The 26,168-nt window shown below is 35.1% G+C and carries 31 protein-coding genes; 17 read left to right on the top strand and 14 right to left on the bottom strand.

Translation table 11 applies throughout. From position 1 onward, the window contains the following. Nucleotides 1–156 precede the first annotated feature (156 nt). The 8 genes from tnpA to gldB all read right to left on the bottom strand — a co-directional run bounded on the left by tnpA (nt 157) and on the right by gldB (nt 7,810). Nucleotides 157–639: an IS200/IS605 family transposase gene (gene tnpA, locus EL260_RS19885; protein ID WP_228445550.1), complete on the bottom strand. Its 483-nt coding sequence runs from the start codon at nt 637–639 to the stop codon at nt 157–159. 280 nt (nt 640–919) lie between these two features. Continuing rightward, the gene (locus tag EL260_RS19880; protein WP_123857255.1) at nt 920–1,432 is read right to left on the bottom strand and encodes a DinB family protein; all 513 of its coding nucleotides are present in this window, start codon (nt 1,430–1,432) and stop codon (nt 920–922) included. 77 nt (nt 1,433–1,509) lie between these two features. Then, complete coding sequence (locus EL260_RS19875) at nt 1,510–1,956, bottom strand: GNAT family N-acetyltransferase (RefSeq protein WP_123857254.1); 447 nt, start codon at nt 1,954–1,956, stop codon at nt 1,510–1,512. Nucleotides 1,957–2,025: 69 nt separating this feature from the next. After that, on the bottom strand, nt 2,026–3,165 hold the full coding sequence (locus EL260_RS19870) for a cystathionine gamma-synthase (protein WP_123857253.1): 1,140 nt from the start codon (nt 3,163–3,165) through the stop codon (nt 2,026–2,028). A 115-nt stretch (nt 3,166–3,280) separates the two neighbouring features. Beyond that, entirely contained in the window at nt 3,281–3,604 is a 324-nt protein-coding gene (gene gldC / locus EL260_RS19865) for a gliding motility protein GldC (protein WP_123857252.1), read from the bottom strand. Nucleotides 3,605–3,628: 24 nt separating this feature from the next. Further along, nucleotides 3,629–5,830, bottom strand: a complete 2,202-nt coding sequence (locus tag EL260_RS19860; RefSeq protein WP_123857251.1) for a thioredoxin-like domain-containing protein — start codon at nt 5,828–5,830, stop codon at nt 3,629–3,631. Between the two features lie 7 nt (nt 5,831–5,837). Continuing rightward, complete coding sequence (locus EL260_RS19855; RefSeq protein WP_123857250.1) at nt 5,838–6,740, bottom strand: ABC transporter ATP-binding protein; 903 nt, start codon at nt 6,738–6,740, stop codon at nt 5,838–5,840. Nucleotides 6,741–6,823: 83 nt separating this feature from the next. Beyond that, a complete protein-coding gene (gene gldB, locus EL260_RS19850; protein WP_185145921.1) occupies nt 6,824–7,810 on the bottom strand; it encodes a gliding motility lipoprotein GldB in 987 nt (328 codons plus the stop codon). Nucleotides 7,811–7,856: 46 nt separating this feature from the next. Between gldB and EL260_RS19845 the strand changes: the two genes are divergently transcribed. The 7 genes from EL260_RS19845 to EL260_RS19815 all read left to right on the top strand — a co-directional run bounded on the left by EL260_RS19845 (nt 7,857) and on the right by EL260_RS19815 (nt 11,988). Then, the gene (locus EL260_RS19845) at nt 7,857–8,501 is read left to right on the top strand and encodes a leucine-rich repeat domain-containing protein (RefSeq protein ID WP_123857248.1); all 645 of its coding nucleotides are present in this window, start codon (nt 7,857–7,859) and stop codon (nt 8,499–8,501) included. 4 nt (nt 8,502–8,505) lie between these two features. Beyond that, the gene (locus EL260_RS19840) at nt 8,506–9,030 is read left to right on the top strand and encodes a GNAT family N-acetyltransferase (protein ID WP_228445549.1); all 525 of its coding nucleotides are present in this window, start codon (nt 8,506–8,508) and stop codon (nt 9,028–9,030) included. A gap of 8 nt (nt 9,031–9,038) precedes the next feature. Further along, the gene (locus tag EL260_RS19835; RefSeq protein WP_123857246.1) at nt 9,039–9,572 is read left to right on the top strand and encodes a GNAT family N-acetyltransferase; all 534 of its coding nucleotides are present in this window, start codon (nt 9,039–9,041) and stop codon (nt 9,570–9,572) included. Nucleotides 9,573–9,586: 14 nt separating this feature from the next. Then, nucleotides 9,587–10,381: an NAD(+) synthase gene (nadE, locus tag EL260_RS19830; protein WP_123857245.1), complete on the top strand. Its 795-nt coding sequence runs from the start codon at nt 9,587–9,589 to the stop codon at nt 10,379–10,381. Nucleotides 10,382–10,464: 83 nt separating this feature from the next. Beyond that, entirely contained in the window at nt 10,465–10,980 is a 516-nt protein-coding gene (locus EL260_RS19825) for a ribonuclease domain-containing protein (RefSeq protein WP_228445547.1), read from the top strand. 82 nt (nt 10,981–11,062) lie between these two features. Further along, nucleotides 11,063–11,683 carry a Zn-dependent protease gene (locus EL260_RS19820; protein WP_123857244.1) on the top strand — a complete coding sequence of 207 codons (621 nt, stop codon included), beginning with the start codon at nt 11,063–11,065 and terminating at the stop codon, nt 11,681–11,683. Further along, entirely contained in the window at nt 11,680–11,988 is a 309-nt protein-coding gene (locus EL260_RS19815; protein WP_123857243.1) for a barstar family protein, read from the top strand. The genes EL260_RS19820 and EL260_RS19815 overlap by 4 nt, the downstream gene beginning before the upstream one ends. A gap of 462 nt (nt 11,989–12,450) precedes the next feature. On the opposite strand, the gene EL260_RS19810 is transcribed toward EL260_RS19815, so the two are convergent. Then, the gene (locus EL260_RS19810) at nt 12,451–12,933 is read right to left on the bottom strand and encodes a cytidine deaminase (RefSeq protein ID WP_123857242.1); all 483 of its coding nucleotides are present in this window, start codon (nt 12,931–12,933) and stop codon (nt 12,451–12,453) included. A 100-nt stretch (nt 12,934–13,033) separates the two neighbouring features. Here EL260_RS19810 and namA point away from each other — a divergent pair, with 100 nt between their 5' ends. From namA to tssD, 3 genes are all read left to right on the top strand, one after another. Next, nucleotides 13,034–14,086, top strand: a complete 1,053-nt coding sequence (gene namA, locus EL260_RS19805) for an NADPH dehydrogenase NamA (protein ID WP_123857241.1) — start codon at nt 13,034–13,036, stop codon at nt 14,084–14,086. Between the two features lie 39 nt (nt 14,087–14,125). Further along, nucleotides 14,126–14,410 (top strand): DUF2752 domain-containing protein, encoded by a 285-nt coding sequence (locus EL260_RS19800; protein WP_123857240.1) that lies wholly within the window; start codon nt 14,126–14,128, stop codon nt 14,408–14,410. 187 nt (nt 14,411–14,597) lie between these two features. Then, entirely contained in the window at nt 14,598–15,002 is a 405-nt protein-coding gene (tssD, locus tag EL260_RS19795) for a type VI secretion system tube protein TssD (protein WP_045499934.1), read from the top strand. Nucleotides 15,003–15,071: 69 nt separating this feature from the next. On the opposite strand, the gene EL260_RS19790 is transcribed toward tssD, so the two are convergent. The 3 genes from EL260_RS19790 to EL260_RS19780 form a co-directional block, all read right to left on the bottom strand. Next, nucleotides 15,072–16,865, bottom strand: a complete 1,794-nt coding sequence (locus tag EL260_RS19790; RefSeq protein WP_123857239.1) for an endonuclease — start codon at nt 16,863–16,865, stop codon at nt 15,072–15,074. A 330-nt stretch (nt 16,866–17,195) separates the two neighbouring features. After that, nucleotides 17,196–17,723 carry a DUF4136 domain-containing protein gene (locus tag EL260_RS19785; protein WP_123857238.1) on the bottom strand — a complete coding sequence of 176 codons (528 nt, stop codon included), beginning with the start codon at nt 17,721–17,723 and terminating at the stop codon, nt 17,196–17,198. A 1-nt stretch (nt 17,724) separates the two neighbouring features. Continuing rightward, entirely contained in the window at nt 17,725–17,907 is a 183-nt protein-coding gene (locus EL260_RS19780; RefSeq protein ID WP_007842321.1) for a DUF5522 domain-containing protein, read from the bottom strand. Between the two features lie 41 nt (nt 17,908–17,948). Between EL260_RS19780 and EL260_RS26070 the strand changes: the two genes are divergently transcribed. From EL260_RS26070 to hemL, 4 genes are all read left to right on the top strand, one after another. Beyond that, nucleotides 17,949–18,275, top strand: coding sequence for a hypothetical protein (locus tag EL260_RS26070; protein WP_123857237.1), 327 nt, complete (start codon nt 17,949–17,951; stop codon nt 18,273–18,275). Nucleotides 18,276–18,441: 166 nt separating this feature from the next. Continuing rightward, nucleotides 18,442–19,350, top strand: a complete 909-nt coding sequence (locus tag EL260_RS19770; protein WP_123857236.1) for a 1-aminocyclopropane-1-carboxylate deaminase/D-cysteine desulfhydrase — start codon at nt 18,442–18,444, stop codon at nt 19,348–19,350. Nucleotides 19,351–19,365: 15 nt separating this feature from the next. Further along, on the top strand, nt 19,366–20,424 hold the full coding sequence (locus EL260_RS19765) for a glucosaminidase domain-containing protein (protein ID WP_123857235.1): 1,059 nt from the start codon (nt 19,366–19,368) through the stop codon (nt 20,422–20,424). A 75-nt stretch (nt 20,425–20,499) separates the two neighbouring features. Continuing rightward, nucleotides 20,500–21,789, top strand: coding sequence for a glutamate-1-semialdehyde 2,1-aminomutase (gene hemL, locus EL260_RS19760; RefSeq protein ID WP_123857234.1), 1,290 nt, complete (start codon nt 20,500–20,502; stop codon nt 21,787–21,789). A gap of 56 nt (nt 21,790–21,845) precedes the next feature. Here the strand turns inward: hemL and EL260_RS19755 are convergent, their stop codons facing one another. Together EL260_RS19755 and EL260_RS19750 are read right to left on the bottom strand one after the other, a co-directional pair. After that, nucleotides 21,846–22,199 (bottom strand): hypothetical protein, encoded by a 354-nt coding sequence (locus EL260_RS19755; RefSeq protein ID WP_123857233.1) that lies wholly within the window; start codon nt 22,197–22,199, stop codon nt 21,846–21,848. 55 nt (nt 22,200–22,254) lie between these two features. Continuing rightward, on the bottom strand, nt 22,255–22,590 hold the full coding sequence (locus tag EL260_RS19750) for a hypothetical protein (protein ID WP_123857232.1): 336 nt from the start codon (nt 22,588–22,590) through the stop codon (nt 22,255–22,257). A 274-nt stretch (nt 22,591–22,864) separates the two neighbouring features. Between EL260_RS19750 and EL260_RS19745 the strand changes: the two genes are divergently transcribed. The 3 genes from EL260_RS19745 to EL260_RS19735 all read left to right on the top strand — a co-directional run bounded on the left by EL260_RS19745 (nt 22,865) and on the right by EL260_RS19735 (nt 26,111). Continuing rightward, entirely contained in the window at nt 22,865–24,199 is a 1,335-nt protein-coding gene (locus EL260_RS19745; protein WP_123857231.1) for an amidohydrolase, read from the top strand. Between the two features lie 12 nt (nt 24,200–24,211). Next, entirely contained in the window at nt 24,212–24,883 is a 672-nt protein-coding gene (locus EL260_RS19740; protein WP_123857230.1) for an ankyrin repeat domain-containing protein, read from the top strand. Nucleotides 24,884–25,265: 382 nt separating this feature from the next. Further along, on the top strand, nt 25,266–26,111 hold the full coding sequence (locus EL260_RS19735) for a helix-turn-helix domain-containing protein (RefSeq protein WP_123857229.1): 846 nt from the start codon (nt 25,266–25,268) through the stop codon (nt 26,109–26,111). The last annotated feature ends 57 nt before the right edge of the window (nt 26,112–26,168 follow it).

Below are 26,168 nucleotides of genomic sequence, written 5' to 3'. Positions count from 1 at the left end.
GGCTAAAGCCAATGGATTTGGAATAAAATTAAAAGACGGGCTAAAGCCCGTCCCTATTGATATTTTATGTATGTAGAATTGTAAATATGTTATTTATTATCTAGGAATGAAAATAAATCTCGATTATAGCGTTCAAAATTATCTTACGACATTGTATCAGATTAAATAGAAACGGGCTTTAACCCGTTTAATAATAAATAATGCATTCAATTTACACATTAAAATTGTATTTTTCAATAATTCCCGATATTCCTCTGTGAAACTCTTTTTCTGATGATGCTTTTCCTGATTCTTAATATAATTCCTTACAACATCTAATTTAGTTTCAGAAACAGAAACAGCAAAGTATTCATCCTGCCAGGAAAATTTATCTTTGGTAAGTTGATGTTTATTGATCCAATAAGATGACTCTCCCTTCAATAATTGTACAATTTTTTCTATATTCTGATGGGATCCTAAGGAAACCAGGCAATGGCAATGATCTGAATATCCATTGATCATATCTAAGAAAATTCCTTTTTCTGTTGCATATTCTTTGATGTGCTTCCACACTTTTATTCTTAGATCGAATGTATTGAGATGGGGCGTTCTGTTTCTTGTTGAGAAAACAAGGTGAACATAAATTTTGATAAAGGGCATTTGTGTTGTTTTATCAAAAATAATGTTTTTTTAATTAAGTTTTGGCTAAAGCCAATGGATTTGGAATAAAATTAAAAGACGGCTAAAGCCCGTCCCTATTGATATTTTATGTATGTAGAATTGTAAATATGTTATTTATTATCTAGGAATGAAAATAAATCTCGATTATAGCGTTCAAAATTATCTTACGACATTGTATCAGATTCAATAGAAACGGGCTTTAGCCCGTTTAACAATAAATAATATATTCAATTGGCTTTAGCCAAAACTTACTATTTCATCACATCCATCCCAATTTAGATAAATATCTCTCCTCAATAATATTCAGGTGGTGATAATTATGTCCAATAATCAGTTTCCCTATGGTCTCCACTGAGATTTCGTTACCATTGGCAATACCTGTATATTGTAAAGCTGCTGGATTCATTGTCTCTAATAGAATCTGAGTAGATTTCCTTACCAGTTTATATTCTTCCACTAAAGATTCTAATGATCTTTCACTGGCGAAAGACTGATCTGCGTATTCATTTTCATCAAATCCGGGAAGATTGTTTTTATCACCTCTGGCAAAAGCTAGTATTCTGTATTGAAAAACTCTTTCAGTATCGGATAAGTGAAGGAGTAATGCTTTCAATGTCCATTTACCTTCAGCGTAGGCGAATTTTGATTGTTCTTCAGTAAGATTAGAATAAATTCCTACTGTTTTGTCTTCTGATATTTTTAATTCAGCTAACCAATTCTCTGATGGAATCTGGTCTAAGTATCTTTGAATGTATTTTTGAAAATCTGTCATAGTTTTAGAATTTGACAATTTAGCAGTCTAACAATGTAGCAATCATTGGTAAACTGTTAAACTGATACATTGTTATATTATTTATTTATCCACTCGTAGAAATTGACGGAGTCATACAACTCAAAACCGCAGGCAGGATACAATTGATTACCTACATCATTACTTTTTCCTGTTTCAAGTAGGATTCCACAGGCGTTTGAAGCTTTGCATAGCTCTTTTGCTTTTTCAATAAGCTCTTTAGAGTAGCCTTTTCCTCTATGGTTAGCATTGACGTACAGATCATTCAGCAACCAATAACGCTGCATTCTTGTGGAAGAAAATATTGGGTATAATTGTACAAAGCCGGTTAGGATCTCATTTTCTTCTGCAACAAAAATTTCAGAGTCTTTATTTTCAATTCTTTCCCGGAGAAAGTCTAAAGCTGCAGGGATATCCGAGGATTTGTGATAGAATATTCTGTATTGATCAAACAATTCAGCCAGTTGAGGTAAATCTGCAACGATTGCTTTTCTTGTGTTTTTCATAGGTATTTGGTGGGGTAATAAAAAATGAGAAAGATAGTAAATCCTTCTCATTTTGTGTATTATCATATCTTACGAAAATGCTCTTTCCAGATCTGCAATAAGGTCTTCAGCATCTTCAATTCCAACGCTTAAACGCACAAGGTCATCTGTGATTCCTAATTCAGCACGTTTTTCTGCCGGGATAGAAGCGTGAGTCATTAAAGCAGGATGGTTTGCTAAAGATTCCACACCTCCTAAAGATTCAGCTAAGGTAAATACCCTTACTTTTTCCAGGAACTTGATGGCATCTTCTTTCTTTCCAGATTTGAAAGTGAATGAAACCATACCTCCAGATTCCTTCATTTGAGATTTTGCCAGCTCATATTGAGGGTGAGATTCTAATCCCGGATAAATTACTTTATCCACTGCAGGATGAGTTTCAAGGTATTTCGCTACCGCAAGACCGTTGTCAGAATGTCTTTGCATTCTTAATGCTAGTGTTTTGATTCCTCTTAATACAAGATAAGAATCGTGAGGACCTAAAATACCACCACTTGCAAATTGAATAAAGTGAAGTTTTTCACCCAATTCTGCATCTTTAGCAATAAGAGCACCTGCAATGACGTCAGAGTGTCCCCCTAAATATTTGGTGGCAGAGTGCATTACGATATCAGCTCCCAGATCAATGGGTCTTTGAATATAAGGCGTTGCAAAAGTATTGTCTACGGCAACTAAGATATCTTTTCCTTTAGCAATGTCTACTACAGCTTTGATATCTACCAGTTTCATCAATGGGTTCGTTGGAGTTTCTACCCAGATTAGTTTGGTTTTATCTGTAATTACATCTGCAATTTTAGAAACATCATCAAAATTCACAAACGTGAACTTCAGCTGATATTTTTCAAAAAGTCTGGTAAACATTCTGTAAGTTCCTCCATAAAGATCATCTACTGCGATTACCTCATCACCAGGATTTAATAACTTCAAAACGCAGTCGATAGCAGCAAGACCAGAACCGAAAGCCAAACCTCTCGCTCCATTTTCAATACTGGCTAAAGAATCTTCTAACGCCTGTCTTGTTGGGTTAGCAGCTCTTGAATATTCGTATCCTGAATGTACTCCAGGGCTTTTCTGTGCAAACGTAGAGGTTAAAAATACAGGAACGTTTACAGATCCCGTTGCAGACTCATGATGCTGCCCTCCGTGAATTACTTTGGTATTAAAATTCATATTTATATAATTTGATAATTTGATAATGCGGTAATTTGAAAATTAAACTGATCTTGTTACAAATACCAGTCCTTTTATTTTCAAATTCTCAAATGACTTCATTTCCAAATTGTTTTTACTTTATAGCAGATTTCACTGCAAACTCTTCTGCAATTTCTTCCATCCACTGTGCTACATCCTCTTCACCAGTTGCTCTCTGATAAGTACTTCCTAAAGAAACTAAAATCTGGTGGATAAACATCTTCATTTGATCTACCGGCATTTCTTTTGTCCAAAGGTCAATTCTTAGCGCTTCCATTGCCTTATCATCCCACACAGAGATCATGGTAGCTTTTGTTTCCTCCTTTTCAACACCTCCGTCCTGAGCATTCCATGTAATATTTTCAGGGATGTGGTTTTCATCAAGCTCTACATCTATCGTAATCTGAGTTTTTCTCATATCAATCTAAAATTTTTGACAAAGTTAATACTTCTTAAGCTTATCCAAAATTTCTACGAAATTATCTTCATCAGGAAATGGAGAATTAAAGTTAAAAATTTTACCTTCCGGATCTATGATAATAAACCTGGGAATAGACTGTATTTTGTATTTATTCATAAATTGCTCTGCATTTAGCAGCCAAAACTGCGGAAGATTGGATGTTTTTGTTTTTAAATAATTGGTCCATTTTGATTGATTTTCATCGAGGCTGATAGAAATAAACTGAATATTATCATAATATCTGTATTGATGGCTTCTCGTTTCAAACACAGGTTTGATCTGTTTACATGGTCCGCACCAGGTTGCCCAGAAATCAATGACCACATATTTACCTTTATATTTAGAAAGTTTTTGAGTGATACCTTTATCAGTAAGAAGAGTAAGGTCGGGAAATACAGCTCCCTTCTGAGACCTGTTAATCCGGTCAAGTTTTGCATAAAGCTCTTGCTTGTAATCTGTATTGCCTACCTTGTTGATTTCAGCATCAAAAACCTTATTTCTTGTAAGGCTATCTGTTTGTAATTCTATAGTCTTAGCTAAATGTTTGGATAGTAGCTGGTCTTTTGAAATTCCTTTAGGCATTTGGTTGATCTTTACAAAAAGGATACTGTCAGGGTTGGAGATCTGATCTTTATCAGATAATAACTGATCCAGTTTATATTGAAGGTAATTATCATTTTTGCTTAACAGAGGGCTTGGTTTTTGAATGTTTTCATTTAATTCCTTAATGAAAGATGCAGGAGGAGCAAATTTTGAATCAGTCAATGAAGTCATTTTTCTATAATTATTGATCTCGTTGAGATATTCAATAGACATAAGTTCTCTTCTGTATCTTTTGTAGTCTTCAGAAAGCGCGTTGTTTTCGGGATCAGCAAATACATTCAGGATTCTTTTATTTTCTTTCCAGTCAGATTCGGCTAAGTCATAGAATTTTGTAGGATCATTGATGTAATTCTGTTTTTCCAATGCAGATTCAAACTCGTATCCAAAAGAACTTTCATTGTTGTTGTATACCTGATCTGCTTTTCTGTTAGATCGTAAAAAATAGATCCGTTTTGTATTATTTAATTGGATATCAAAATCAAACCAATCACCACTTGACATAATGAAGTTTATTTTTTTATTCCCGATTTCAAGGATATATTCATCCAATGGAATAGGATGGGCGGTCGTCCAACTGAATATATTGTTTTTGACAGCTGCAGCTCCTATTTTTTTGTGAAAATCTTTAGAATAAATTCTCACAGAGTCTATTTTAATATCAGTTTCCAGTTTTCCTTTAATAGAAACTCCGGTTCCATCACTCTGATAAGGCTTTGGTTTCTGGAAAATGTAAAGCAATCCTGAACCAATGATTAACGCCACGACAGAAATAAAAATCTGTTTTCTGTTTTTAAGAAAAGCATTTTTAAATCCTTTTTTACTGTACCAAAAATAGCCCAGACTAAGAAAAATAATCATCCAGAAAAGGCTCATATACTCAGAGTGAGAAATGAAACTGTTCAGACCTTTTATTTCCGGAGCGTTCCAAAAAGTGTATAGAGAACTATAAGGATTGAAGAAAAAAGCCTGCTTCTGTACAAGAGAAGTAATATTGGAAGCCACTCCCAATGAACCGATAAGAAATGACCAGATGAAGCCTTGAAATGCTACAGAAATACAAAGCTGAAGCGCTGCAATTCCTAAAATAGTCACCCAGATCCTGATAAAGGTTTTTATCATCCAGGCTGCATCGAAAGTAAGCAGTTTCGCTGGATCAGGATGTACATAATAATCTATTAAAGCTAAAATAATATTAAATCCAAAATAAGAAGCAATACATAGGGTACAAAGAAATATCAGAATAATGTACTTTGAAAAATACAACTGAAGCCTGCTTAAAGGCTGCGTTTCCATCAGTTGCCACCCATTGTTTTTATGATCAGTCTGGGCAATCCTGTTGGAAGCGATAATCACAAATAAAAGTAATACGAAAAATGTGAAATATTTAATAGCTTCACCTCCTATGGCTTTTTCAAATACAGAATAGTTCAACATTTCATCTATTATGATGTTCTTTTTGAAAAATTCAGGAACAAAACCCAGCAGAGGGATCAATGCTCCCAAGATAAGAGCAATATAAGTGAGTCCTAACCCTTTTGTTTTTAGCCATTCTGTACCGATGGCTGTTATTAATTTTTTCATCTGTGTTTTAGTTTTTTGTTATTTCCATAAACCAGTCTTCAAGACCTGCATTATTTCTGATCTCAAAGATCTCTGCATGATTCAAAACCAGGTTTTTGATAAGGGTAACAATATGTTCTTTAGATTCTGCAGTGATTTCTACAGTATTCTCATTGATGATTTTAGGAGAATATTGCTCCGGAATTTCATGGATAAACTGGGAGGCATTGTTGATTCCTATTCTGATATGATTGTATCGGTAGAGTTCATTAAGATCCTGTATGCTTCCTGTAAAGCGTATTTCACCATGGGAAATAATGGCAAGATGGGTAATCATTTTTTCTATTTCCTGAAGTAGATGACTGGAAATGAAAATAGTAACCCCTTCCTCTTTGTTGAGTTTCATCAAGAGTTCCCGTATCTCCAGCATTCCATTCGGATCAAGACCGTTTACAGGTTCATCCAGAATCAGCAAATCCGGTTTTCCAAGTAAAGTCATGGCAATAGAAAGTCTTTGTTTCATTCCCAGAGAATACTTTTTCATTTTCATTTTTCTGCTTTCCCAAAGGCCTACGAGATTCAAAACCCTTTCACATTCTGATTCAGGTAAGTCTCGAAGCCTGGAAATGATAATGAGGTTATCCCATCCGGAAAGATGGTCATAAAATGCAGCTGTATCTATCAGGCTCCCAATTTTTTGGAATCCTTCCGGATAGAGATCAGATAAATCCTTGTCAAAAATCCGGATGGTATGGTTGTCGTCAGGAATACTGCCGATCAACATTTTCATCGTTGTAGATTTTCCGGCACCATTGGCTCCCAGGAATCCAAAAATACTTCCTTTGGGGACCGAAAGATCAATGTTTTTCAGAATCAGCTGATGGGGAGTAAATCCATAATTTAGATTTCGAATACTAATTAAATTTTCCATATATACTGTGTTGATGAAAGGTGAAAAATAAAAAAAAGACTTTCTGTAGTTACAAAAAGTCTTATATAGGTATGAAATAACGGTTACTTTGTTACACGAGGCTTATAACCGGATTCGTTAAAAATTTGCGTAGCATCCATTTTCAGGAAGTCTGTTAGCTTTGTTTCAGGTTTCTCTTTAAGATAAGCTTTACAGATCTGCCATCCTGTAAAAATCCCGATTTGTGGGGAAGATTCGTTATCTATTTCAGTATAGAACTTTGAGAATGGTCCCGGAGCAATAAAGCGCTCTCCCAACCTTGGATCATCTCCAAATAAAAGGTTACTTTCTACAAAATAATTCCAGATATTGGCTTCATTGTATGTAGCCCATTCATATTGTTTCTTTGTATAATTCATTTTCAGATAATCTGGAAAATCAGGAAGAAAAGCATCCTGTAGAATCATCACTTTTCCATTAAGAATGACCTGATCTATGAATTTTTGATGGTCCGGAGACTCTGTTACAATATTTTCAGCAAAAAGCTGAGAAACCTTAGGAACAATATTCTGTGGGTTCATCGATTTCTGAAAGTAAACCTCCAGTCCTTTGTAATGAGCATTGCCATCACCCATAAAACCGGTAATATCTATGAATAGAAGATTTCCTTTTTCATCATAAAAGATAGGGTCCTGAACCATTTGTAAGGCCGATGAAAACAGATATACTTTTGGGCTTTTAAATTGTGGAAAGTAATGTTTGATATGTGAAAATAAATTTTGAAGCTCTTTCTGTAATTTCGCTTGGTCTATTTTTCCAATGGCTTCCTTATAGATCTTAATTTCTTCTGAATCAGCTCTTCTTTTAGAGAAGTCAGCATCAGAAACGGTTCCCTGAAACCACGGAAACTGAGCTTTAAACTGGTCTAATGCAACATTAGGATTATAAAACGCTTTGGAAATGTCCGTCATTTCAATTTTTTCGGTGGTATCTTTTACCTCTATTTTCCATTGGTTTTCAGGTTCTTTTTTACAGGAATTCAATCCCGCAACTAAAATAGAAGAAAGGGCAATGTATCTGAAAATCTTCATTATTTTTACATTAAGTTTACAAAAATAAGGATTAAATGGAGATTTCATGATGAAATTTAAAATATTTACAGCATTCATCGGTATTTTCGGATTTGCTTTTTTACAGGGACAGAAGCTTGAGTTTAAAGATAAAAATCTGGAAAAGGCAGTCATTGAAAATTTTGATCTGAATAAAGATGGAATGATAAGTAACTTTGAAGCAGAAGCCGTTAATAACCTGTTTCTGGTCCAAAAAGGGATTACTTCTACAGATGATCTGCATTTCTTTAAAAATGTAAAAATGATTATGCTGGATGAAAATGCTATTTCTACGATCGTTCTGAAGGATATGGATAAACTGAATCTTTTTTCATGTACAGGATGTAAGGTGAAATCATTTAAAGCTGAAAACCTGGGAAATATTACGTCTTTATATATGGATAATAACCTTTTGGAAACTATTTCCCTGAAGGCAACACCAAAAATTGACCAATTAACATTATCTTTAAATCAGTTAAAAACAATTGATTTGTCTCAGCTTAAAAATTTAAGAAGACTGAATGTGGAACATAACAAGATTTCTAAAATTGATATTTCCGGAAATCCTGGTTTGCAGACTTTAAACGTAGGTGGAAATAAAATGAAAGAAGCAGATATAAAGAAAGGCTTAAAGACAGATGTTACCATTTTCGGAACCGATGAACAAAACTAATGATATGAAAATTGAAACCCAAAGATTGATTTTAAGAGAATTTGAAGATGCTGATTTTGAGCAGGTGTTCCTTATGGATTCTGACCCTGAAGTGATGAAATATCTCGGAAAACCAGTGATAAATGTTGATGAATCAAAAGAAGCAATCAAAATGATTCAGAAACAATATGAAGAAAATGGAGTTGGCAGACTTGCGGTAATTGAAAAAGAAAGTGATTTGATGATTGGATGGAGCGGCTTGAAATTATTGAAACAACCTATCAACGGACATGTGAATACATTGGATTTGGGCTATCGTTTTATTCCTGAATTCTGGGGCAAAGGTTATGCCATAGAAGCAGCACGAGCATCTCTGAACTATGGTTTTAATGAGTTAGATGCAGACGCTATTTATGCCTACGCAGATTCTGGAAATACAGGATCAAATTATATATTAAAAAAGCTGGGCTTCAAGAATACAGAAGAATTTGAAGACTCAGGAGTTAAATGCCTTTGGTATGAATTGAAACGTGAAAAATATTTTCAATAGATAAGATAATGATAACAGTAAGACAAGAAGAGGCAAAAGATTATGAGGAGGTTTTTAAATTGACAGAAGAAGCCTTTAGGGAAATGGAGCATAGTGATCATCAGGAACATTTTCTTGTTGAAAAGTTAAGGAAATCTAAGGCATTCATTCCTGAATTGTCATTAGTTGCGGAAGATGAGAATGGAGTGATTGCCGGACATATTTTGTTTACAAAACTTATGATTGAAAATGGTTCAGAAATTTTTGAATCGTTAGCTTTGGCCCCTGTTTCTGTAAAACCTGAGTTTCAAAATCAAGGAATTGGCGGACAATTAATTCGTGAAGGTCATCTTAGAGCTCAAAAGTTAGGATACCAATCGGTGATTTTAATTGGACATGAAGAGTATTATCCAAGATTTGGTTACAAAAAAACAAGTAATTTTGGGATCTCATTTCCGTTTGAAATTCCGGAAGAAAACGGAATGGCCATTGAATTGGTAAAAGATGGATTAAAAAATATAAAAGGGAAGGTAAAATATCCCAAAGAATTTGGAATAGATTAAAAAAAATATAAACGATGCAGACACAGAAAGTGATAGATCATATTGTTGGCTGGTTAAAGGATTATGCCACAAAAGCCAGAGTAAATGGATATGTAATTGGAGTTTCGGGAGGAGTAGATTCCGGAGTGGTTTCTACCCTGGCCGCAATGACTGGACTAAAAACATTATTGATCGAAATGCCAATCCGTCAGAAAGCTGACCAGGTAGACAGAGCACAGGATCACATGAATGACCTGAAATCCAGATTTCCCAATGTGGAAATCATGTCTGTAGATTTAACACCTGCTTTTGAAGAGCTTTATAAGACTTTTGACGTAAAAGATGATCTGTATCCGAATGAGAAACTGGCATTTGCCAATACAAGATCGCGTTTAAGGATGCTTACACTGTATTATTACGGTCAGATTAATGGACTTTTAGTATGTGGAACCGGAAATAAAGTGGAGGATTTCGGAATTGGATTTTATACGAAGTATGGAGACGGTGGAGTAGACGTTTCTCCAATTGGAGACCTTTATAAAACAGAAGTGTATGCTTTAGCAAAAGGGTTGAATCTGATTAAAAGCATTCAAGAAGCAATTCCTACGGACGGACTTTGGGATGTAGACCGTACAGATGAGCAGCAAATTGGAGCAACGTATCCGGAGCTGGAAAAAATTCAGAAAGAATACGGAAGCAAAACAGCTGAAGATTATGAAGGCAGAGATAAAGAGGTATTCCAAATCTTTGACAGAATGCATAAAGCAGCAAAACATAAGATGGATCCTATTCCGGTTTGTGATATTCCTGAAGATTGGAGAGAAACATAAATAAAATGTACTATTTAGCAATGTACCAATCATTGGTATATTGCTAGACTGATACATTGTTATATTAATATTATATTGTTACTATGAATAGTAAAATAAGAGCGGTATTTTTTATATGCTTGGGCCTTCTTTTCGGAATGTCTGTGATGTATATCTATAATAATTTTATTAAGAGTAAGGATCATTCATCCCCAGCTAAAACTGAGGCTGCAAGCTATGGAAGTACTTCCACAGAAGATCAGTATAATACCGGGAATTCATCAATACAGGTTTCTATTGAAAAGCTGACTGAAGAAAAAACAGTGATCAGTTATGTGAAACAAAACCACAGACTTCCGGATTACTACATCACAAAAAATGAAGCCAGAAAACAGGGCTGGAATCCTTCAAAAGGAAATCTTTGTGAAGCAATTCCAGGAAAAGCTATTGGCGGAGATAAATTTGGGAACAGGGAAGGGAGATTACCTGATGGAGATCAATATTTTGAAGCCGATGTTAATTACCATTGTGGTGGAAGAAATGCAGACCGGATTATTTATACCGAAAATGGAGATGTTTACCTTACCAAAAACCATTATAAGAGTTTTGAAAGACAGTAATTATCACTGTGAGGAACGAAGCGATAACAGGATCTAAAGTAAAAAAGGATAATTTGTATTTAAACCAGGATAAGTAGTATTTTTGAAAAATAATAGTTTTGCTTATTTACTGTTTTTATTTCTGATGTTTTCATGCTCGGAAAAACAAGGGAATGTAAAAGTACAGAAACAAAAACCTGCAATAACCATACTCATTCAGCCATTCAGAGGTATACAATCTGAAAAAGTGAAAACAGTAGCTGAAGGGATTAAAAAAGTATATCCTAATGTTAAAGTTCTTGAAGCTATAGATTTTCCTGGAAATGCTTATTATAAAGAAAGAAACCGCTATAGAGCGGATTCAACGATTAAGTTTTTAAACACTAAGACCAGGGAAGGCTTTGTTACCATTGGACTCACTTCAAAAGATATTAGTGTGACCAAAGGTAAAATAAAAGACTTTGGGGTGATGGGTTTAGGTTATAGACCGGGAAAAGCTTGTATAGCATCAGATTTTAGGGTAAACAAGAAAAACTCAGATGAGCAGTTTTATAAGATCGCTATTCATGAGCTTGGTCATACTCAGGGGCTGCCACATTGCCCGGAAAAAATGTGCTTTATGAGAGATGCAGAAGGTAAAAATCCTACTAATGAGGAAACGGATTTTTGTAAGAAATGCAAAACTTTTTTAATCAGTAAAAATTGGAAATTTAGTTCAATATGAAGACAGTATATATAGATTTTACAGAAATAGGCGATTATGAGGATTTCTATGCTCAATTAAAAGAAAAAGTTCAGCTTCCTGAACATTTCGGGGATAACCTTGATGCGCTTTTCGATACCATTACCGGAGACCTTGAAATGCCACTTCACATTGAATTCGTGAATATGACGGTAGATCAGCTTGAAATTTTTGAAGACCTACTGACAACATTAGAAGATGCAGAGGAAGAAGTTGAGGATTTCACTTTCAGCTACTATCTGGAGCAATATGAAGATGACGAAGACGAAGAGGAAACAGAAGACTAGTTGGTAATGTAAAAAGTAATAGGGTTGTTTTAGAAATAGAACAACCTTTTTTATTGTTTAAAGATTAGCTCAATCAGCAAAATCAGCGAGAGTTTTAAGTTATATGGAGAGTGTTTTTAAGTAGATTAAGGGGATTTCACAAGTTTCTCTTTGATACTGTTTGTTGAAAAACGTATATTTTGAGGAATAATATCTATGTACTTATGTGGTTAAAAAATTAAACGACATAGATACATAGGTTTCAGGCTACATATCATTCATGGCTATAGGAGCACAAACACGGTTGCATTAAACTTGAATGTAGACAAAATGTAGGGATTAAAAATAAAAACCAACAGAACGACTGTTGGTTTTAAATTCAATATAACTCACCATAACATGTAAGTCCGTATTATTTTAAATATTACAGCAAAAGCCGAATATTTACTTTAAAATCATACATTACAAATCTACAGGTTCACCTTATAAAAAGGTAGAATCAAAATAGAACGGCAATAAATCCTTCACTGCATGAACTTTCACAACCTCCTCATTCATACTTGAAAAATAAAGGTCAATGTTTTCGTTTTGCTTGGTTTCATATTCTATTAAACTTTGACGACAGGCCCCACAAGGTGGAATTGGTGGATTTTTTTCGTGAAATTCTTTAGGACCACCCACAACGAAGATCTTTTTTACCTTCACATTGGGAAAGTTGGCGGCTACCCAAAAAAGAGTAGTTCTCTCAGCGCAAAGCCCTGAAGGGAAAGCAGCATTTTCCTGATTGTTTCCGGAATATATTTCTCCGTTTTCCAACAGCACAGCACATCCTACAAAAAACTGAGAATAGGGTGCATAAGCGTTTGCGCGAGCCTCTTTGGCTCTTTCGAATAATTGTTTTTCTATATCGCTCAGTTCGCTGCTATTTTTAAAATATTCGTAACTGATCTGTATGTCTTTTTTCATATATTGTAGACTAAAAAAGGGGGGTAAAATTAGTTCTTTTTAATGAGGTGGGCAATATTTTATTCTTCCAATGAAAAGTTCAATTTTTTAAGACTAGAAAATGTTATATACTTCAATACAATTCAGAAATATAGAACTGAAAAACCGCTGGGTAATGTCTCCTATGTGTATGTATTCATGCGAAAACGGGATGGCCAACGACTTTCATCTGGTGCATTACGGGAGCAGAGCACAGGGAGGAACCGGCTTGCTTGTAGTAGAAGCTACAGGAGTAGAACCGAGAGGAAGAATTACCAATCACTGCATGGGAGTTTGGAATGATGAACAAGCAGAAAAGTTACAGCGAATAGTAGAATTTGTTCATGAAAATTCAGACAGCAAAATAGGCATTCAACTGGCTCATGCCGGTAGAAAAGGTTCCACATGGAATAATTTGCAGATTCCTATTGAAGAAGGTTGGGAAACCATTGCACCAAGCTCCATTCCTTATCATCCTTCAGAAAGAATTCCACATGCGTTGAGCACAGATGAGATAAAAGAACAGGTTCAGAATTTTAAAAAAGCAGCCCGAAGAGCAGTAAAAGCAGGTTTTGATGTTATTGAAATTCATGGAGCGCATGGTTATCTTATCCATCAGTTTTTGTCACCGTTATCCAATATCCGGACAGATGAATACGGCGGAAGCTTTGAGAACAGAATCCGTTTTCTCATGGAAATTGTAAATGCAGTGAATGAAGAACTGAATGAAAATACGGCACTTTTTGTAAGGATCTCTGGAACAGAATATGCAGAAAATGGCTGGGATATTCAGGATAGTGTAGCGTTGGCGAAAGTCTTAAAAGAGCATTCCGTTGACCTTGTGGATGTATCAAGTGGCGGGAATATCCATGGAGCAAAAATTTCAGTTTTCAACGGATATCAGGTTCCTTTCTCTTCCCAGATCAAAAGTGAAGCTGGGGTGAAAACAGGAGCTGTAGGCTTAATTACAGAGTTGGAGCAAGCCGAGACAATTCTTCAGCATGGAGAAGCAGATCTGATCTTTGTAGCAAGGGAAATATTAAGAAATCCCTACATTGCAGTTCAGGGAAGTTTTGAAATGAAAGAAGAATGCTTTTTCCCACATCAATATACCAGAGCGAAGATCTCATCATAACAAGACAAGATAGGAATATCATCATCCTAAAGAGAAGAAATGAATATAGAAGACTTTATGCTGACCTGCCCAAGTAAGAAATTTCTGGGGGTAGAATGTTTGGGTTGTGGCGCTCAGCGTGCCATTGTTTTGGTCTTTGAAGGGAAATTTTCAGAGGCATTTAAAATGTATCCTGCTGTATACACGGTATTGCTGTTTTTTTTCATTTTGGGATTAAGTTTTATAGATAAGAATAGAAAATATTCCCCTGTTCTTATGACCCTGATTGTCATCAATCTTGTCATTATGGTTGTTTCCTATGTTTACAAACATTTCTTATTATAGGGAAGGGAAAAATGTAAATCGAAGTTTTTTTTTGAAAATTCTATAATTTTAAAAATCATAGAATCGTAGAATTACTACAATTTATGAAACAGTTCACCCAAAACTTTTTAAATTAGGACCTGAAGTTTATCTTTGTTATAGAAAATCCTTTAAACAGGGCTATCATTAATGATTTAAATTTAAGAATATGGCAGGAAATTCAAGAGGAATCTTAAAATTCAATGGAGGTGAAGGTCAGAAGTTATTAAAACTTAATTACAGCGTTTCAAGAGCTACTGACGTTTCAGGGCGTGTAGCATCAGATCCGTCAAATGCACTGATAAAAGTAACCATCGAAGCAACAGAGAAATCTGATGTTCTGGAAAGTTTACTTAATAGCAAATATAAACCTACATCAGGAGAAATCAACTTCAATAAATCTCACGAAGAAGGTACATTAATTACCTTGAAATGGGAAAACGGATATGTTATTCAACATGAAGTAGACTTTGATGCAATAGACAGCAACAATATGCTGATTAGCTTTGTGGTAAGTGCTGAAACCATTACTTATGGTAATTCTGAATACGCAGGACTTTGGCCAAGCAGCTAAATATTCATCTCTTAAAAACAAAAGACTGTCTTAATCAAAGACAGTCTTTTTATTATAAATATACTTGGATTATTTTACTAAAAACTGCATTGTAGTTCCATCCAGTTTCAAAATATAAACTCCCTGATTAAGATTTCCGGTTCTGATTACATTTCCATTACTGAAAGGTCTGTCAATCGTCTGAATAACTTTCCCCTGAAGTGTATATATTTCAGCTCTTTTAATATCTTTAACTTCACCTTTTACAATGATCTCCTGATTGGTGATCGGGTTAGGAGTAATTTTAAAGTTTTGCGTGGTCTCTTGGGTAACACTTTTAGCTTGCCTGGCAGAAGAGCTTGAATAACATGTCCATTTCAGGTCATCAACAGCCACTCTGTTGCTGGCTGAGTTATTTACCAGACTTACCGTTACATTTCCGGAAACATTAATATTATTAATAGTTGTTGTAGCAGCAGTCGTACTATAAGGAACCGTACCCACTGTTGTTCCGTTCACTTTTACATCAAGAACCCCGTTGCTTCCTGAAAATTTCAACTGTGTAGTTACTGTTAAAGAGCCAATTCCGTTTGCCGAACTTCCGGATGTTAATGATCCATTTCTTACAGTAATAGCCTTATTATTGATTGTTTGGTCTGTTCTGGAATCTGTAGCAGTCCAGGAAATACCGCCATTGCTCCATGTTTTGGTGGAATAAGTAGAGCTTGCAGCAGGAATGGATTCGAAATTTTCATTGGCACAGTCTGTAGATGGATTAGGAGTTGACGTTCCTGTATTCGTTGTTCCTGAAACGGTAGAACTGTTGGACGATGAATTTCCTGCAGCATCTTTAGCTACAATAAAGAAACTGTAATTGGTAGATGGAGCCAATCCTGAAATTGTTGTAGAAGTTGAACTTGCTGTTGTTTTCAAACTTCCATTCATATAAACATTGTAAACAGAAACTCCCACATTATCAGAAGCAGCATTCCATGTAAGAGAAATACTGTTGGATGTTTTGGAAGAAATGGCTAAACCTGTAGCAGTTGTAGGAGCTTGAGTGTCGCTGGTTGGTTGTTGAGATCCCCAGATAAGATTTACATAGCTTGGGTTATCAATGAAAGGATTTCTGTTACCCTGATAAGTATATGATGCATTATTCCTTTTAATTTCGGCTTGAGATACCGGATCTTGATTATGCCATGCTAAAAGAACATTCAGTTCCCAGGTCTGAAGTCCGGGAAATGTAGAACTTCCCAGCATATTTCCTGAAGAAAAAGAAGAAAGCTTACTCTGATAACGCGTTACAAAATAAAAGATCATACGGGCAACATCCCCTTTAAACTCATCAATCGGCTCAAAAACGACTCCGGAATATCCTGAAGAAACAGAATTACCCAGCTTTGATCCATTCTTAGAGGTAAAAGTTGCACTTCCAACCTTTCCAAACGGATAATTGCTTCTCATTCCGTTTACTTTGCCATCTGTAGCTCTGATAAAATGAATGTCAGCCACCATTGGTGAAGCCTGATTAAATAAACTTTGAGGGATAATATGTTCTCTGTTGTAACAGTTTCCTTCTGTAGAATAAGTCCCGCACTGGTTTGATCCTGGAGTATATTTATAGGGGTCAGCACCTACAGGTTTTTCTGAATAAATATCAAGGATAGAACCATCATTTTCGTAGTCTTTATCAATGTCGGTCGTTTTATAGGCAGTCCATAATCCATTGTAGCCTTTGTCCTGGTGTCCGCTGGTAATAATGCTGCTCAAAGCAGTTTTAAGTGCCGCACCACTCAATCCATTGGCCGAGTTGTAGTATCCTGTAGGAGCCTGGGCATAGACAAGTCCCGAGAATACAGAGAATAAGATAATTTTTTTCATATTAATATAATTTCCCACAAGATTACTACATTTTCATGAATAAGAAATTACATTATTATTAATTTTGAATGTACCGCATTTAGCTTTCACCATTGAATGATAAATGATGATTGATTATGATAAATGATCTCCAATTAGTAAACATATATGATAGGAAATTTCTCGATCGCTTTCATCTTGGAGACATTTAATATTGTGATCCATAAACCTAAAACCTGTATTTCTGAACTTGTCCTTCGAATCTCGAAACCTATACTTGAATAACCCCGGTCATAAAAATAAAAAAACCGGCACAAAAGTACCGGCTTATATAATAATAGCTATAATTTTTTATTTTCTCTGTGGCGGATAATTTTTCATAATCTCAGCCAAAATTTCAGGAATCTGTCTCTGTTTAGATTTTGGAGAATCTACAGAAATTCCGCTTCCTATACCTTGCCAAACCAATTTATTGGATTTTGCATCAATAAGGTCAACGATTAAGGCACCTTCATTATAATTGCTTGTCCATGTTCTGTTCATTCCAACACCCCATCCGAAAGGTCCGCCCCAACCCCACATTCCGTAAGGGGAAGAACTTTGTATATCCGTAATTTTTTTATGGTTTGCTTTTACGTTGATAATAAGATCAGGATTCTCTCCGGATTGAAGGCCTTTGCTTTGAAGTTGTCTCGAAAGCTCGTTTAGAACTCTGTCTTTATCAATATCATTCAATTTTAGATCATCAATTCTTATTTTATAAGTTTTGTAAGAATTGAAATTGGCGGTTTCAGCATAATCTGAACGTACCTGAAACGGGCTACAAGAAGTTAAACCTAATGTAGCAGATGCCAACAAAATAAAAATATATTTTTTCATTTTATTTATTTTTTTTATCATTTTTAATGAATGTATCAGTCTTTTTATCGTACCCGTAAGGACAGTGTCTGCAGCCGCTTTTACAGCAATATCCTCTTTTCAGATGAAATTTTTCTGTAAAAACTTTGTATCCCTGTTCATTATAATAAAAGTCTTCACCTTCTTTGATGTCATAATGGGCCATAAGTTAAATGCAAAGTCAAAAAACTTTTTATATTTGTTACTATGATAATTGTATGCCAAAAGCCATTAAAAAAACTAAAAATTAACGGCATTGCTCTTTTTCCCTTTATCTTCATTAGGAAACCCGAAGATAAGGAAAATAATACACTTATCAATCACGAAAAAATCCATCTTCGGCAGCAAAAGGAGATGCTCGTCATATTCTTCTATATTTTCTATGTTATTGAATATTATTATTGGTTTTTCAAACTGAAAGATGGCTACCAGGCATACAGAAGGATCTCATTTGAAAGAGAGGCCTACGCTAATGAAAGTAATCTGAATTATTTGCGTAAAAGAAAATTCTGGAACTTTAGGAAATATTTTTAAAAAACATCAATAGAGGTGGGTTTTAGCCCAACCTAAAAATTTAAATATATTACGCAGCAATACAACATCATTATCCGTGAAAATCTGTGTAATCTGTGGGAAACTTAATAATTAATCTTTTATTATTTTTGTACCCTATAACCCATGAGCAGTCTAAAAAACTAAAATGCTATTACAATTCCCAACAGAACCTATTCCCATTCAGGAAATCCAGATTCATAAAAATGTAACACTCTTCATCAAGAGAGAAGATCTTATCCATCCCCAGATTTCTGGAAATAAATATTGGAAGTTGTTTTATAATATTAATCGTTATCTGGAAGGAAATCCTGAAAAACCTTATATTATTACATTTGGAGGAGCTTTTTCCAATCATATTGCTGCTGTTTCTGCGGTAGGTAATTTAGCTGGTATTCCAATATTAGGAATTATCAGAGGAGAAGAATTACAGCACAAATGGCGGGATAATCCTACCTTACTTTTTGCCAAAAGGAATGGAATGAACCTGAAATTTGTCACCCGTGAAGAATACCGTCATAAAGAAAAGCTCACAGAATTCCTGCAGCAGGAGTTTCCTAATGCTCTGGTTATTCCTGAAGGGGGAACCAATGAAGAGGCTGTGGAAGGGGTGAAAATGATGCTGAATGAGCAAACAAAAGATTTTGACTATCTTTGCACCGCAGTTGGAACAGGAGGAACCATTGCCGGAATTTCAAAATTTTGTGAAGATAATCAGAAAGTTATAGGATTTAAGGTCGTTGACGATGCTTCACTTGAAAATAGAATATTTGAATTAACTTTGAAACAGAATTTTAATCTAATAGATTCATGTTTTGGAGGTTATGGTAAAATAAGTGATGAGAATATCCGTTTTATCAATGATTTCAAAGAGAAATACAACATTCCTCTGGAACCGATTTATACAGGAAAGATGATGCAGAAGGTTTTTGAATTGATTGAAGAAGATTATTTTCCTGAAAATAGCAGGATTTTGTGCTTTCATACTGGTGGATTACAGGGGATTGAGGGAGCTAATCTGCTTTTAGAAAAACAGAATAGAAATTTAATTATATAAGTAAAATTGAAAAACATGAAAAGACTTTTTCTATCCATAAGCCTTTTAGTTTTATCAAAATTTTCTGCCCAGAGTTGGGCAACCGAAGATCAATACATCCAAAAATTTGCTAAATATGCAGTAGAGGAAATGGAAAAATATAAAATTCCTGCTTCTATTACTCTTGCGCAAGGACTTCTTGAAACAGGAGGCGGGCAAAGCAGGTTGGCACAGGAAGGTAAAAACCACTTCGGAATCAAATGTAAAGAAGATTGGACCGGTAAAACAATGAAACATACAGACGATGCTCCTAACGAGTGCTTCCGGGTGTATGACGATCCAAGACAATCTTACGAAGATCACTCTATATTTTTATCTACCAGAAAATATTACGCTAATCTTTTCAACCTGGATATGAAGGATTACAGAGCTTGGGCATATGGCTTAAAAAAGGCCGGATATGCAACCAATCCTCGTTATGCTTCCATTCTGATCACCAAAATTGAAAAATATAAGTTATACGAATACGACAACACCAGTTCTAATGAAGTGTTGTATGCTGTTCTTAAAATGTACCCGGATCTGAAAGATGACAGAACTTTTATGGCACAACTGGAGCCTTCAAAAGCGACAAAGAAGGCCAAAGAGCCGGTGACCGTAGAAGTTCCTTATAAACAGACTTCTTACGCACAGCAGCAGAAAAGAGTGGAGAGAATCAAAACAAAAGCTGAGATTCTGAATTCTATTCTTATCAAAAGTCACCCGAACGACGGGCTGAAATATATTATCATTCCTGAAGATACCGATATTAAATTCATTGCCAATAAATTCAAGGTCAGCGAGAGCCGCCTGATGAAATGGAATGAACTGGACAATGAAGCATTGAAGAAGAATGATATCGTTTTTCTTGAATCTAAAAATTCATCAGGAAATACAGCTACTTATAAAGCCGTATCTGGAGAGGATATGCATGATATCGCCCAGAAATTCGGAATCAAGTTACATAAATTATACGCTAAAAACAGAATGGATGAAGGACAGCAGCCATCTGCAGGACAGCTGATTTATCTGATTGATAAGAAACCAAGAAACTAATTTAAATTTTTTGTTGAGAGTTTATTGTTGACACTTAACCGCCAACCAGTAACTGTCAACCAACGACAAATATATATGAAGTATCAAAGAAGTTCGGCTTTATTTGATGAAGCCTACAAATACATTCCGGGAGGAGTAAATTCTCCGGTAAGAGCATTCAAATCAGTGGGAGGAGTTCCTGTTTTCATGAAATCGGCAAAAGGAGCTTACCTTACCGATGCTGATGATAATACGTATATCGATTACATCAATTCGTGGGGACCTGCTATTTTAGGTCACACGCATCCTGAAGTATTGGAAGAACTGAAAATCCAGGCAGAAAAAGGATTCTCTTTCGGTGCTCCTACAGAACTGGAAACTGAAATTGCTAAATTCATCATTGAAAACGTTCCGAATATTGACCAGATCAGAATGGTTTCTTCAGGAACGGAAGCATGTATGAGTGCTGTAAGACTGGCAAGAGGCTATACTAAAAGAGATAAGATCGTAAAATTTGAAGGCTGCTATCACGGACATTCGGATTCATTCTTAATTAAAGCGGGAAGTGGAGCTGCTACCTTTGGAAATCCAAATTCTCCGGGTGTAACAGAAGGTACGGCAAAAGATACTTTATTAGCTCGTTATAATGATTTTGAACAGGTTCAGGATTTATTCCGTCTCAATCCGGGAGAAATTGCTGCTGTAATTATAGAGCCGGTTGCAGGAAATATGGGATGTGTATTGCCTGAGAATGATTTCTTACAAAACTTAAGAAAGATCTGTGATGAAAACGGAGCTTTATTGATTTTTGATGAGGTAATGACTGGTTTCAGATTAGCATTCGGTGGAGCACAGGAGCTTTTCAATGTAAAAGCTGATCTGGTAACGTATGGAAAAGTAATCGGAGGTGGACTTCCAGTGGGAGCTTTTGCCGGAAGAAACGAAATTATGGATCATCTGGCTCCAAAAGGTGGTGTATATCAGGCTGGAACATTAAGTGGAAATCCGTTGGCGATGAGAGCAGGATTAAAAACGCTTCAATTGATTAAAAACGATGCTGAATTCTTCAACAGATTAAGCAAAACAACCCAAACCTTAGATCTTGAAATTGGAAAGATTTTAAATGAAAAAGGAATTGCTCATAAAATCAACAGAAAAGGATCTATGATGTCTGTGTTCTTCCATACCAACAGGGTTTCAAACTTTGATGAGGCACAGGAAGCAAATCATTCATTGTTCAATAATTTCTTTCATCAGATGCTTCAAAATGGAGTATATCTGCCACCAAGTGGTTATGAAACATACTTTATCAGTGATGCGATCAAAGAAAAAGAAATTGATATGACGCTGGAAGCCGTAAGAAAATTTGAATATTCTAATTTATAAATAACAAGAGACTGTCTTAAAGGCAGTCTCTTTTTTTGTATCAAAAATTAAATTTATTAAGCAAAACCATAGCAGAGTAAACACATCCATCGTCCTTCATGATTCGCCTCATCAGCATCGAAAATATAAAGACCTTTACTTTGTATATGTTCTCTTTGGCTAAGAGCGTCTCCTTCAGAAGCATCCGTAATATATATTATGGTACCATCCTGCTCTTTTCCATATAATGAGTTTCCTTTGGCCGTAAGTTCTGCACGGGTTAATCGGGGAGGTAATAATCCATCAATGGTTAGGACATCTTTTTTGGCGGTCACGTCAAGGGTAGCTTTAGGGGTTTCTGTATTGATCCCTGTTTGGGCAAATACAATAGAAGTTGCACATATCGAAATAATGCTAATTAATTTTTTCATATTTTTTTTCAAAGGTAAATTTAAAATCCAGTCTCTTTTTTATTTATTAATTTGATTAAAGAAAGGCATAGCAATATAGGCACATCCATCTTCCTTCATTGTTGGAAGCTTCCGCATCAAAGATATAAAGACCTTTACCTTCAATATATTCTCTTTGGTTTTGTCGATCGCCTCCGGAAGCCTCCGTAATATATATTATGGTACCATCCTGTTCTGTTCCATATAAAGTATTACCTTTCTCTGTAAGTTCTGCACGTGTCAATCTTGGAGGTAATAAGCCTTCAATTGCTAAAGCGTTTTTTTTTGCGGTAACATCTAAGGTTGCTTTAGGATTTTCAGTGTTAATACCTACTTGAGCAAACGAAATAGATGTGATACCTATTAAAATCAAGCTAATCAATTTTTTCATGTTTTTTTCTTACAAATATAAATTATACAAAAAAAATAAAGTTCATATTTTATTACTTGAAATGTATTAAAGAGGTTGATTTATAGTGTAATAGTATGTGTATAAGAAGTTATTTTGGTGAGAAAATAATTAATAATGTATTATTATAGTGATTTTTATTACAGTGATAAAAAAGTATAAATTATACAGATTTTGTAATAAACTATACACTTTGTTCAGAACACTTCTTTTTAATTTTGTCATAAATAGATTGGAAATGAAGACTTCAGACAATAATATGTCCCGCAAGGATTTTATCAGAAATTCAGCAATGGCAATGGCAGGATTAACTTTAATACCTAATATCATGACAGCATCCCCTTTTTTGGATGAGAAAAACAGTGTAGCAAAAGGAAAGTTGAGCCTAAAAAATGTTCGTTTAGAAACGGGTTTTGAATATGACGAAGGAGAAGTTTCCGCCACAAAAACTGATCTGTTCTATGTAGAAGTTGAAAATGGAAAAATCTCTAAAATTACTGCAAACCAACCTAATTCAAAAGCTATAGATGCGAGAGGTTTATTAATGCTTCCCGCCTTTAAAGACATGCATATCCATCTGGATAAAACATTTTATGGAGACAAATGGCAAGCTGTAAGGAAAAGAACCGGTGGAATAAAAGGGATGATTGAGCTGGAGCAGAAAATGCTCCCTGAAATGCTGAAAAAATCAACATTAAAAGCTGAAAAATTGATTGAATTATTACAATCAAAAGGAACATCCTATGCGAGAAGTCATGTGAATATTGAACCTACCTCAAAACTTCAGTCATTAAAAAATCTACAGAAAGCTTTAGAAAATAAAAAGGAAGGTTTCGGAGCAGAGCTGGTGGCTTTTCCGCAACACGGAGTATTCTATACAGATTCAGCACCGTATCTGAAGGAGGCTGCGAAAATGGATATTGATTTTATTGGTGGAGTAGATCCTTTTAATGTCGATGGGAATATTGAAAAAGTAATGGATTTTACAGTTCAGTTAGCTTTAGACCATAAGAAAGGAATAGATATTCACCTTCATGAAACGGGAGATTCCGGATTGAAGACGGTAGAATATCTGATAAAAAAAGTAAATGAAAACCCTTCTTTAAAAGGGAAAACATACTTGAGCCATTGTTTTATACTGGCGAAATTAGATGAAATAAAGCAGGAAGATATTGCTGCAAAATTGGCCGATGCACAGATTGGAGTTGTTTCTACTATTCCTTTCGGAAGACTGATTATGCCAATTCCTACTTTATACAAACATAAGGTAACGGTACTGACAGGAAATGACAGTATTGTAGATCATTGGAATACTTTTGGAACCGGAAGTGTACTTCAGAAAGCCAATTTAATGGCACAGCTGTACGGATATTCAACTGAGTTTTTATTATCAAGAAGTTTAAAACTGGCAACCGGAAATATTCTTCCATTGGATGATAAAGGAACTCAGCAATGGCCTAAAACAGGGGATAAAGCAGATTTTGTTTTGCTGAATGCCAGTTGTTCTGCGGAAGCGGTATCAAGAATCTCTAATGTTGAATCATTGGTATATCAGGGAAATGTAGTTTTTTAAATTTAATTTAAAATGAAGAAAATATTGGTATTTCTTTTAGCATTCGGGAGTCTGAGTGCCTGTCAGGAGAGATCCGGGAATTTTTCAAATGAGAATATCATGCAGGAAAAAGACATCATCAATCAGGTAAAGAAGAATAATATTTCTGCTGTTAAATCTGCTTTGGAAAACGGAACAGATGTGAACACACGAGATGGAAAAGGACGTTCTCTATTGCTGATCGCAACCGTAGAGAAACAAACCGAAATGGCAAAGCTGTTGGTTTCCTATAAAGCAAATGTTAATCTTCAGGATAACCAGTTAGACAGTGCATTTTTATACGCTGGAGCAAGCGGACAAACGGAATTGGTAAAGCTATATCTTGAAAATGGAGCCCGTTTCGATTTGTTTAATCGTTATAATGGAACAGCTTTGATTCCTGCCTGTGAACGTGGGTATGTGGAAACCGTGAAGGTGCTCGTTAAAACAAAAGGTTTTCCGGTCAATCATGTGAACAAATTAGGCTGGACAGCTTTAATGGAAGCGGTAATTCTTGGAAACGGAACCCAAAAATACCAGGAAATTGTCCAGATCCTGAAAGATCATGGAGCGGATCTTACGATTCCTGATCATGCAGGAAAAACACCTTTACAACATGCCGAATCATTAGGCTTTAAAGAAATAGCTATGATCCTGAAATCATAAAAAATAATATTTACAGCTTATAAAAGTGGTATTAAATTTTATCGGAGATAAAATCTTTGCACGTTAAATACAGCATCATGAACTAAACCTTAGCGCCGTTGCGATTCCCAACATTTGCTTTTAAGTATTATCACCTATGTGCCTATGGGTGAGAAATAATTTTTTTTATAGATTAATTACAAATGAATTATTGATGGTGGAAGTATAAGATTTTTCATCTTATTGGAAATGATCTAGAGATGTTTCAATAGTAAAGAATCATAAAATTCAGATATATAATTGAGTTGGTGTTTTAGCCACAAAGGATACTTATACTTCTTTTGTGGCTATTTTAATTTTTTCTCACATAAATTTTATTAATTTTAGAAGAAATTCAGGTAGCGTGAATTATCATACAGATCATTTTCCCATTTTAGGAATTCAGGAGTTTAGCGAGAACCAGCTTAGTGGCTGTCATTTGCTGTTTAATGAACTCTATGGGGCACGTTCTATTGATGATCCCCATAAACATGATTTTTTTATCATCAATCTTTTTGAACATGGAGTAGGTTCCCACACTATAGATTTTACGGAACATCAGGTAAAGGATTATCAGATTCATCTTGTTTTTCCAGATCAGGTACATCAATGGGTGATTGAAAAAGAGACGGTAGGCTATCAATTGATGATTAGCAGGGATTGGTTTGAAAGTTTTTTGCCATCACTGAGATTTTCAGCCTCTTATTATCAGAATCATCCTGTAATTAATCTTTCCCAAGATGTTTTTAAAACCTTCCTGTATGAATTTCAGGCTATTCAGAAAGAATTGAGTAGTGAAAACATATTTTGGGAACTGATCAAAAAGAGAAGTGAATTGATTGGTTTATTGGTAAGCCAAACTGTGGAAGGCGTTTTTAAGGATTTTGAAGTTTACAATTCAAATCCCATTATTTCTAAATTTTTACACCTGATTGATGAACATTTCAGAACTGAAAGATCTGTTTCCTTTTATGCAGATAAACTGAATATTTCTGCCAATTATCTGAATATTGTCTGTAAAAAAAATCTCAATGCTTCTGCATCATCTCTTATTCAGGATCGTATTTTACTGGAAGCAAAGCGTCTTTTGAAAGTTTCGGAAATGTCTGTAAAAGATATTGTGTATGACTTAGGGTTTTACGATCATGCCAGTTTTTCGAAATTCTTTAAAATGCAAACGGGAATGACGCCATCTCAATTCAAGGAATAATTTATACAAAACAAGACATAATTGATACACCGGTTTTCATAAGAAGCCGGTGTAATT

Origin of the sequence: Chryseobacterium nakagawai, assembly GCF_900637665.1 — a bacterium.
Classification (GTDB): domain Bacteria; phylum Bacteroidota; class Bacteroidia; order Flavobacteriales; family Weeksellaceae; genus Chryseobacterium; species Chryseobacterium nakagawai.
Note: the sequence above shows the minus strand (reverse complement) of the source record. Positions and strands in the feature narration are given on the sequence as shown.

Bases quoted from the DNA above. Each gene is read 5' to 3' on its own strand.
- EL260_RS19740 (WP_123857230.1), top strand. From the start codon at position 24,212: ATGAAGAAAATATTGGTATTTCTTTTAGCATTCGGGAGTCTGAGTGCC.
- EL260_RS19880 (WP_123857255.1), bottom strand. From the start codon at position 1,432: ATGACAGATTTTCAAAAATACATTCAAAGATACTTAGACCAGATTCCA.
- nadE (WP_123857245.1), top strand. From the start codon at position 9,587: ATGCAGACACAGAAAGTGATAGATCATATTGTTGGCTGGTTAAAGGAT.
- EL260_RS19810 (WP_123857242.1), bottom strand. From the start codon at position 12,933: ATGAAAAAAGACATACAGATCAGTTACGAATATTTTAAAAATAGCAGC.
- namA (WP_123857241.1), top strand. From the start codon at position 13,034: ATGTTATATACTTCAATACAATTCAGAAATATAGAACTGAAAAACCGC.
- tnpA (WP_228445550.1), bottom strand. From the start codon at position 639: ATGCCCTTTATCAAAATTTATGTTCACCTTGTTTTCTCAACAAGAAAC.
- EL260_RS19840 (WP_228445549.1), top strand. From the start codon at position 8,506: ATGAAAATTGAAACCCAAAGATTGATTTTAAGAGAATTTGAAGATGCT.
- EL260_RS19770 (WP_123857236.1), top strand. From the start codon at position 18,442: ATGCTATTACAATTCCCAACAGAACCTATTCCCATTCAGGAAATCCAG.
- EL260_RS19755 (WP_123857233.1), bottom strand. From the start codon at position 22,199: ATGAAAAAATTAATTAGCATTATTTCGATATGTGCAACTTCTATTGTA.
- gldC (WP_123857252.1), bottom strand. From the start codon at position 3,604: ATGAGAAAAACTCAGATTACGATAGATGTAGAGCTTGATGAAAACCAC.
- EL260_RS19745 (WP_123857231.1), top strand. From the start codon at position 22,865: ATGAAGACTTCAGACAATAATATGTCCCGCAAGGATTTTATCAGAAAT.
- EL260_RS19855 (WP_123857250.1), bottom strand. From the start codon at position 6,740: ATGGAAAATTTAATTAGTATTCGAAATCTAAATTATGGATTTACTCCC.
- EL260_RS19870 (WP_123857253.1), bottom strand. From the start codon at position 3,165: ATGAATTTTAATACCAAAGTAATTCACGGAGGGCAGCATCATGAGTCT.
- EL260_RS19780 (WP_007842321.1), bottom strand. From the start codon at position 17,907: ATGGCCCATTATGACATCAAAGAAGGTGAAGACTTTTATTATAATGAA.
- tssD (WP_045499934.1), top strand. From the start codon at position 14,598: ATGGCAGGAAATTCAAGAGGAATCTTAAAATTCAATGGAGGTGAAGGT.
- EL260_RS19765 (WP_123857235.1), top strand. From the start codon at position 19,366: ATGAAAAGACTTTTTCTATCCATAAGCCTTTTAGTTTTATCAAAATTT.
- hemL (WP_123857234.1), top strand. From the start codon at position 20,500: ATGAAGTATCAAAGAAGTTCGGCTTTATTTGATGAAGCCTACAAATAC.
- EL260_RS19815 (WP_123857243.1), top strand. From the start codon at position 11,680: ATGAAGACAGTATATATAGATTTTACAGAAATAGGCGATTATGAGGAT.
- EL260_RS19835 (WP_123857246.1), top strand. From the start codon at position 9,039: ATGATAACAGTAAGACAAGAAGAGGCAAAAGATTATGAGGAGGTTTTT.
- EL260_RS19790 (WP_123857239.1), bottom strand. From the start codon at position 16,865: ATGAAAAAAATTATCTTATTCTCTGTATTCTCGGGACTTGTCTATGCC.
- EL260_RS19845 (WP_123857248.1), top strand. From the start codon at position 7,857: ATGATGAAATTTAAAATATTTACAGCATTCATCGGTATTTTCGGATTT.
- EL260_RS19825 (WP_228445547.1), top strand. From the start codon at position 10,465: ATGAATAGTAAAATAAGAGCGGTATTTTTTATATGCTTGGGCCTTCTT.
- EL260_RS19785 (WP_123857238.1), bottom strand. From the start codon at position 17,723: ATGAAAAAATATATTTTTATTTTGTTGGCATCTGCTACATTAGGTTTA.
- EL260_RS19875 (WP_123857254.1), bottom strand. From the start codon at position 1,956: ATGAAAAACACAAGAAAAGCAATCGTTGCAGATTTACCTCAACTGGCT.
- gldB (WP_185145921.1), bottom strand. From the start codon at position 7,810: ATGAAGATTTTCAGATACATTGCCCTTTCTTCTATTTTAGTTGCGGGA.
- EL260_RS19860 (WP_123857251.1), bottom strand. From the start codon at position 5,830: ATGAAAAAATTAATAACAGCCATCGGTACAGAATGGCTAAAAACAAAA.
- EL260_RS19800 (WP_123857240.1), top strand. From the start codon at position 14,126: ATGAATATAGAAGACTTTATGCTGACCTGCCCAAGTAAGAAATTTCTG.
- EL260_RS26070 (WP_123857237.1), top strand. From the start codon at position 17,949: ATGATAATTGTATGCCAAAAGCCATTAAAAAAACTAAAAATTAACGGC.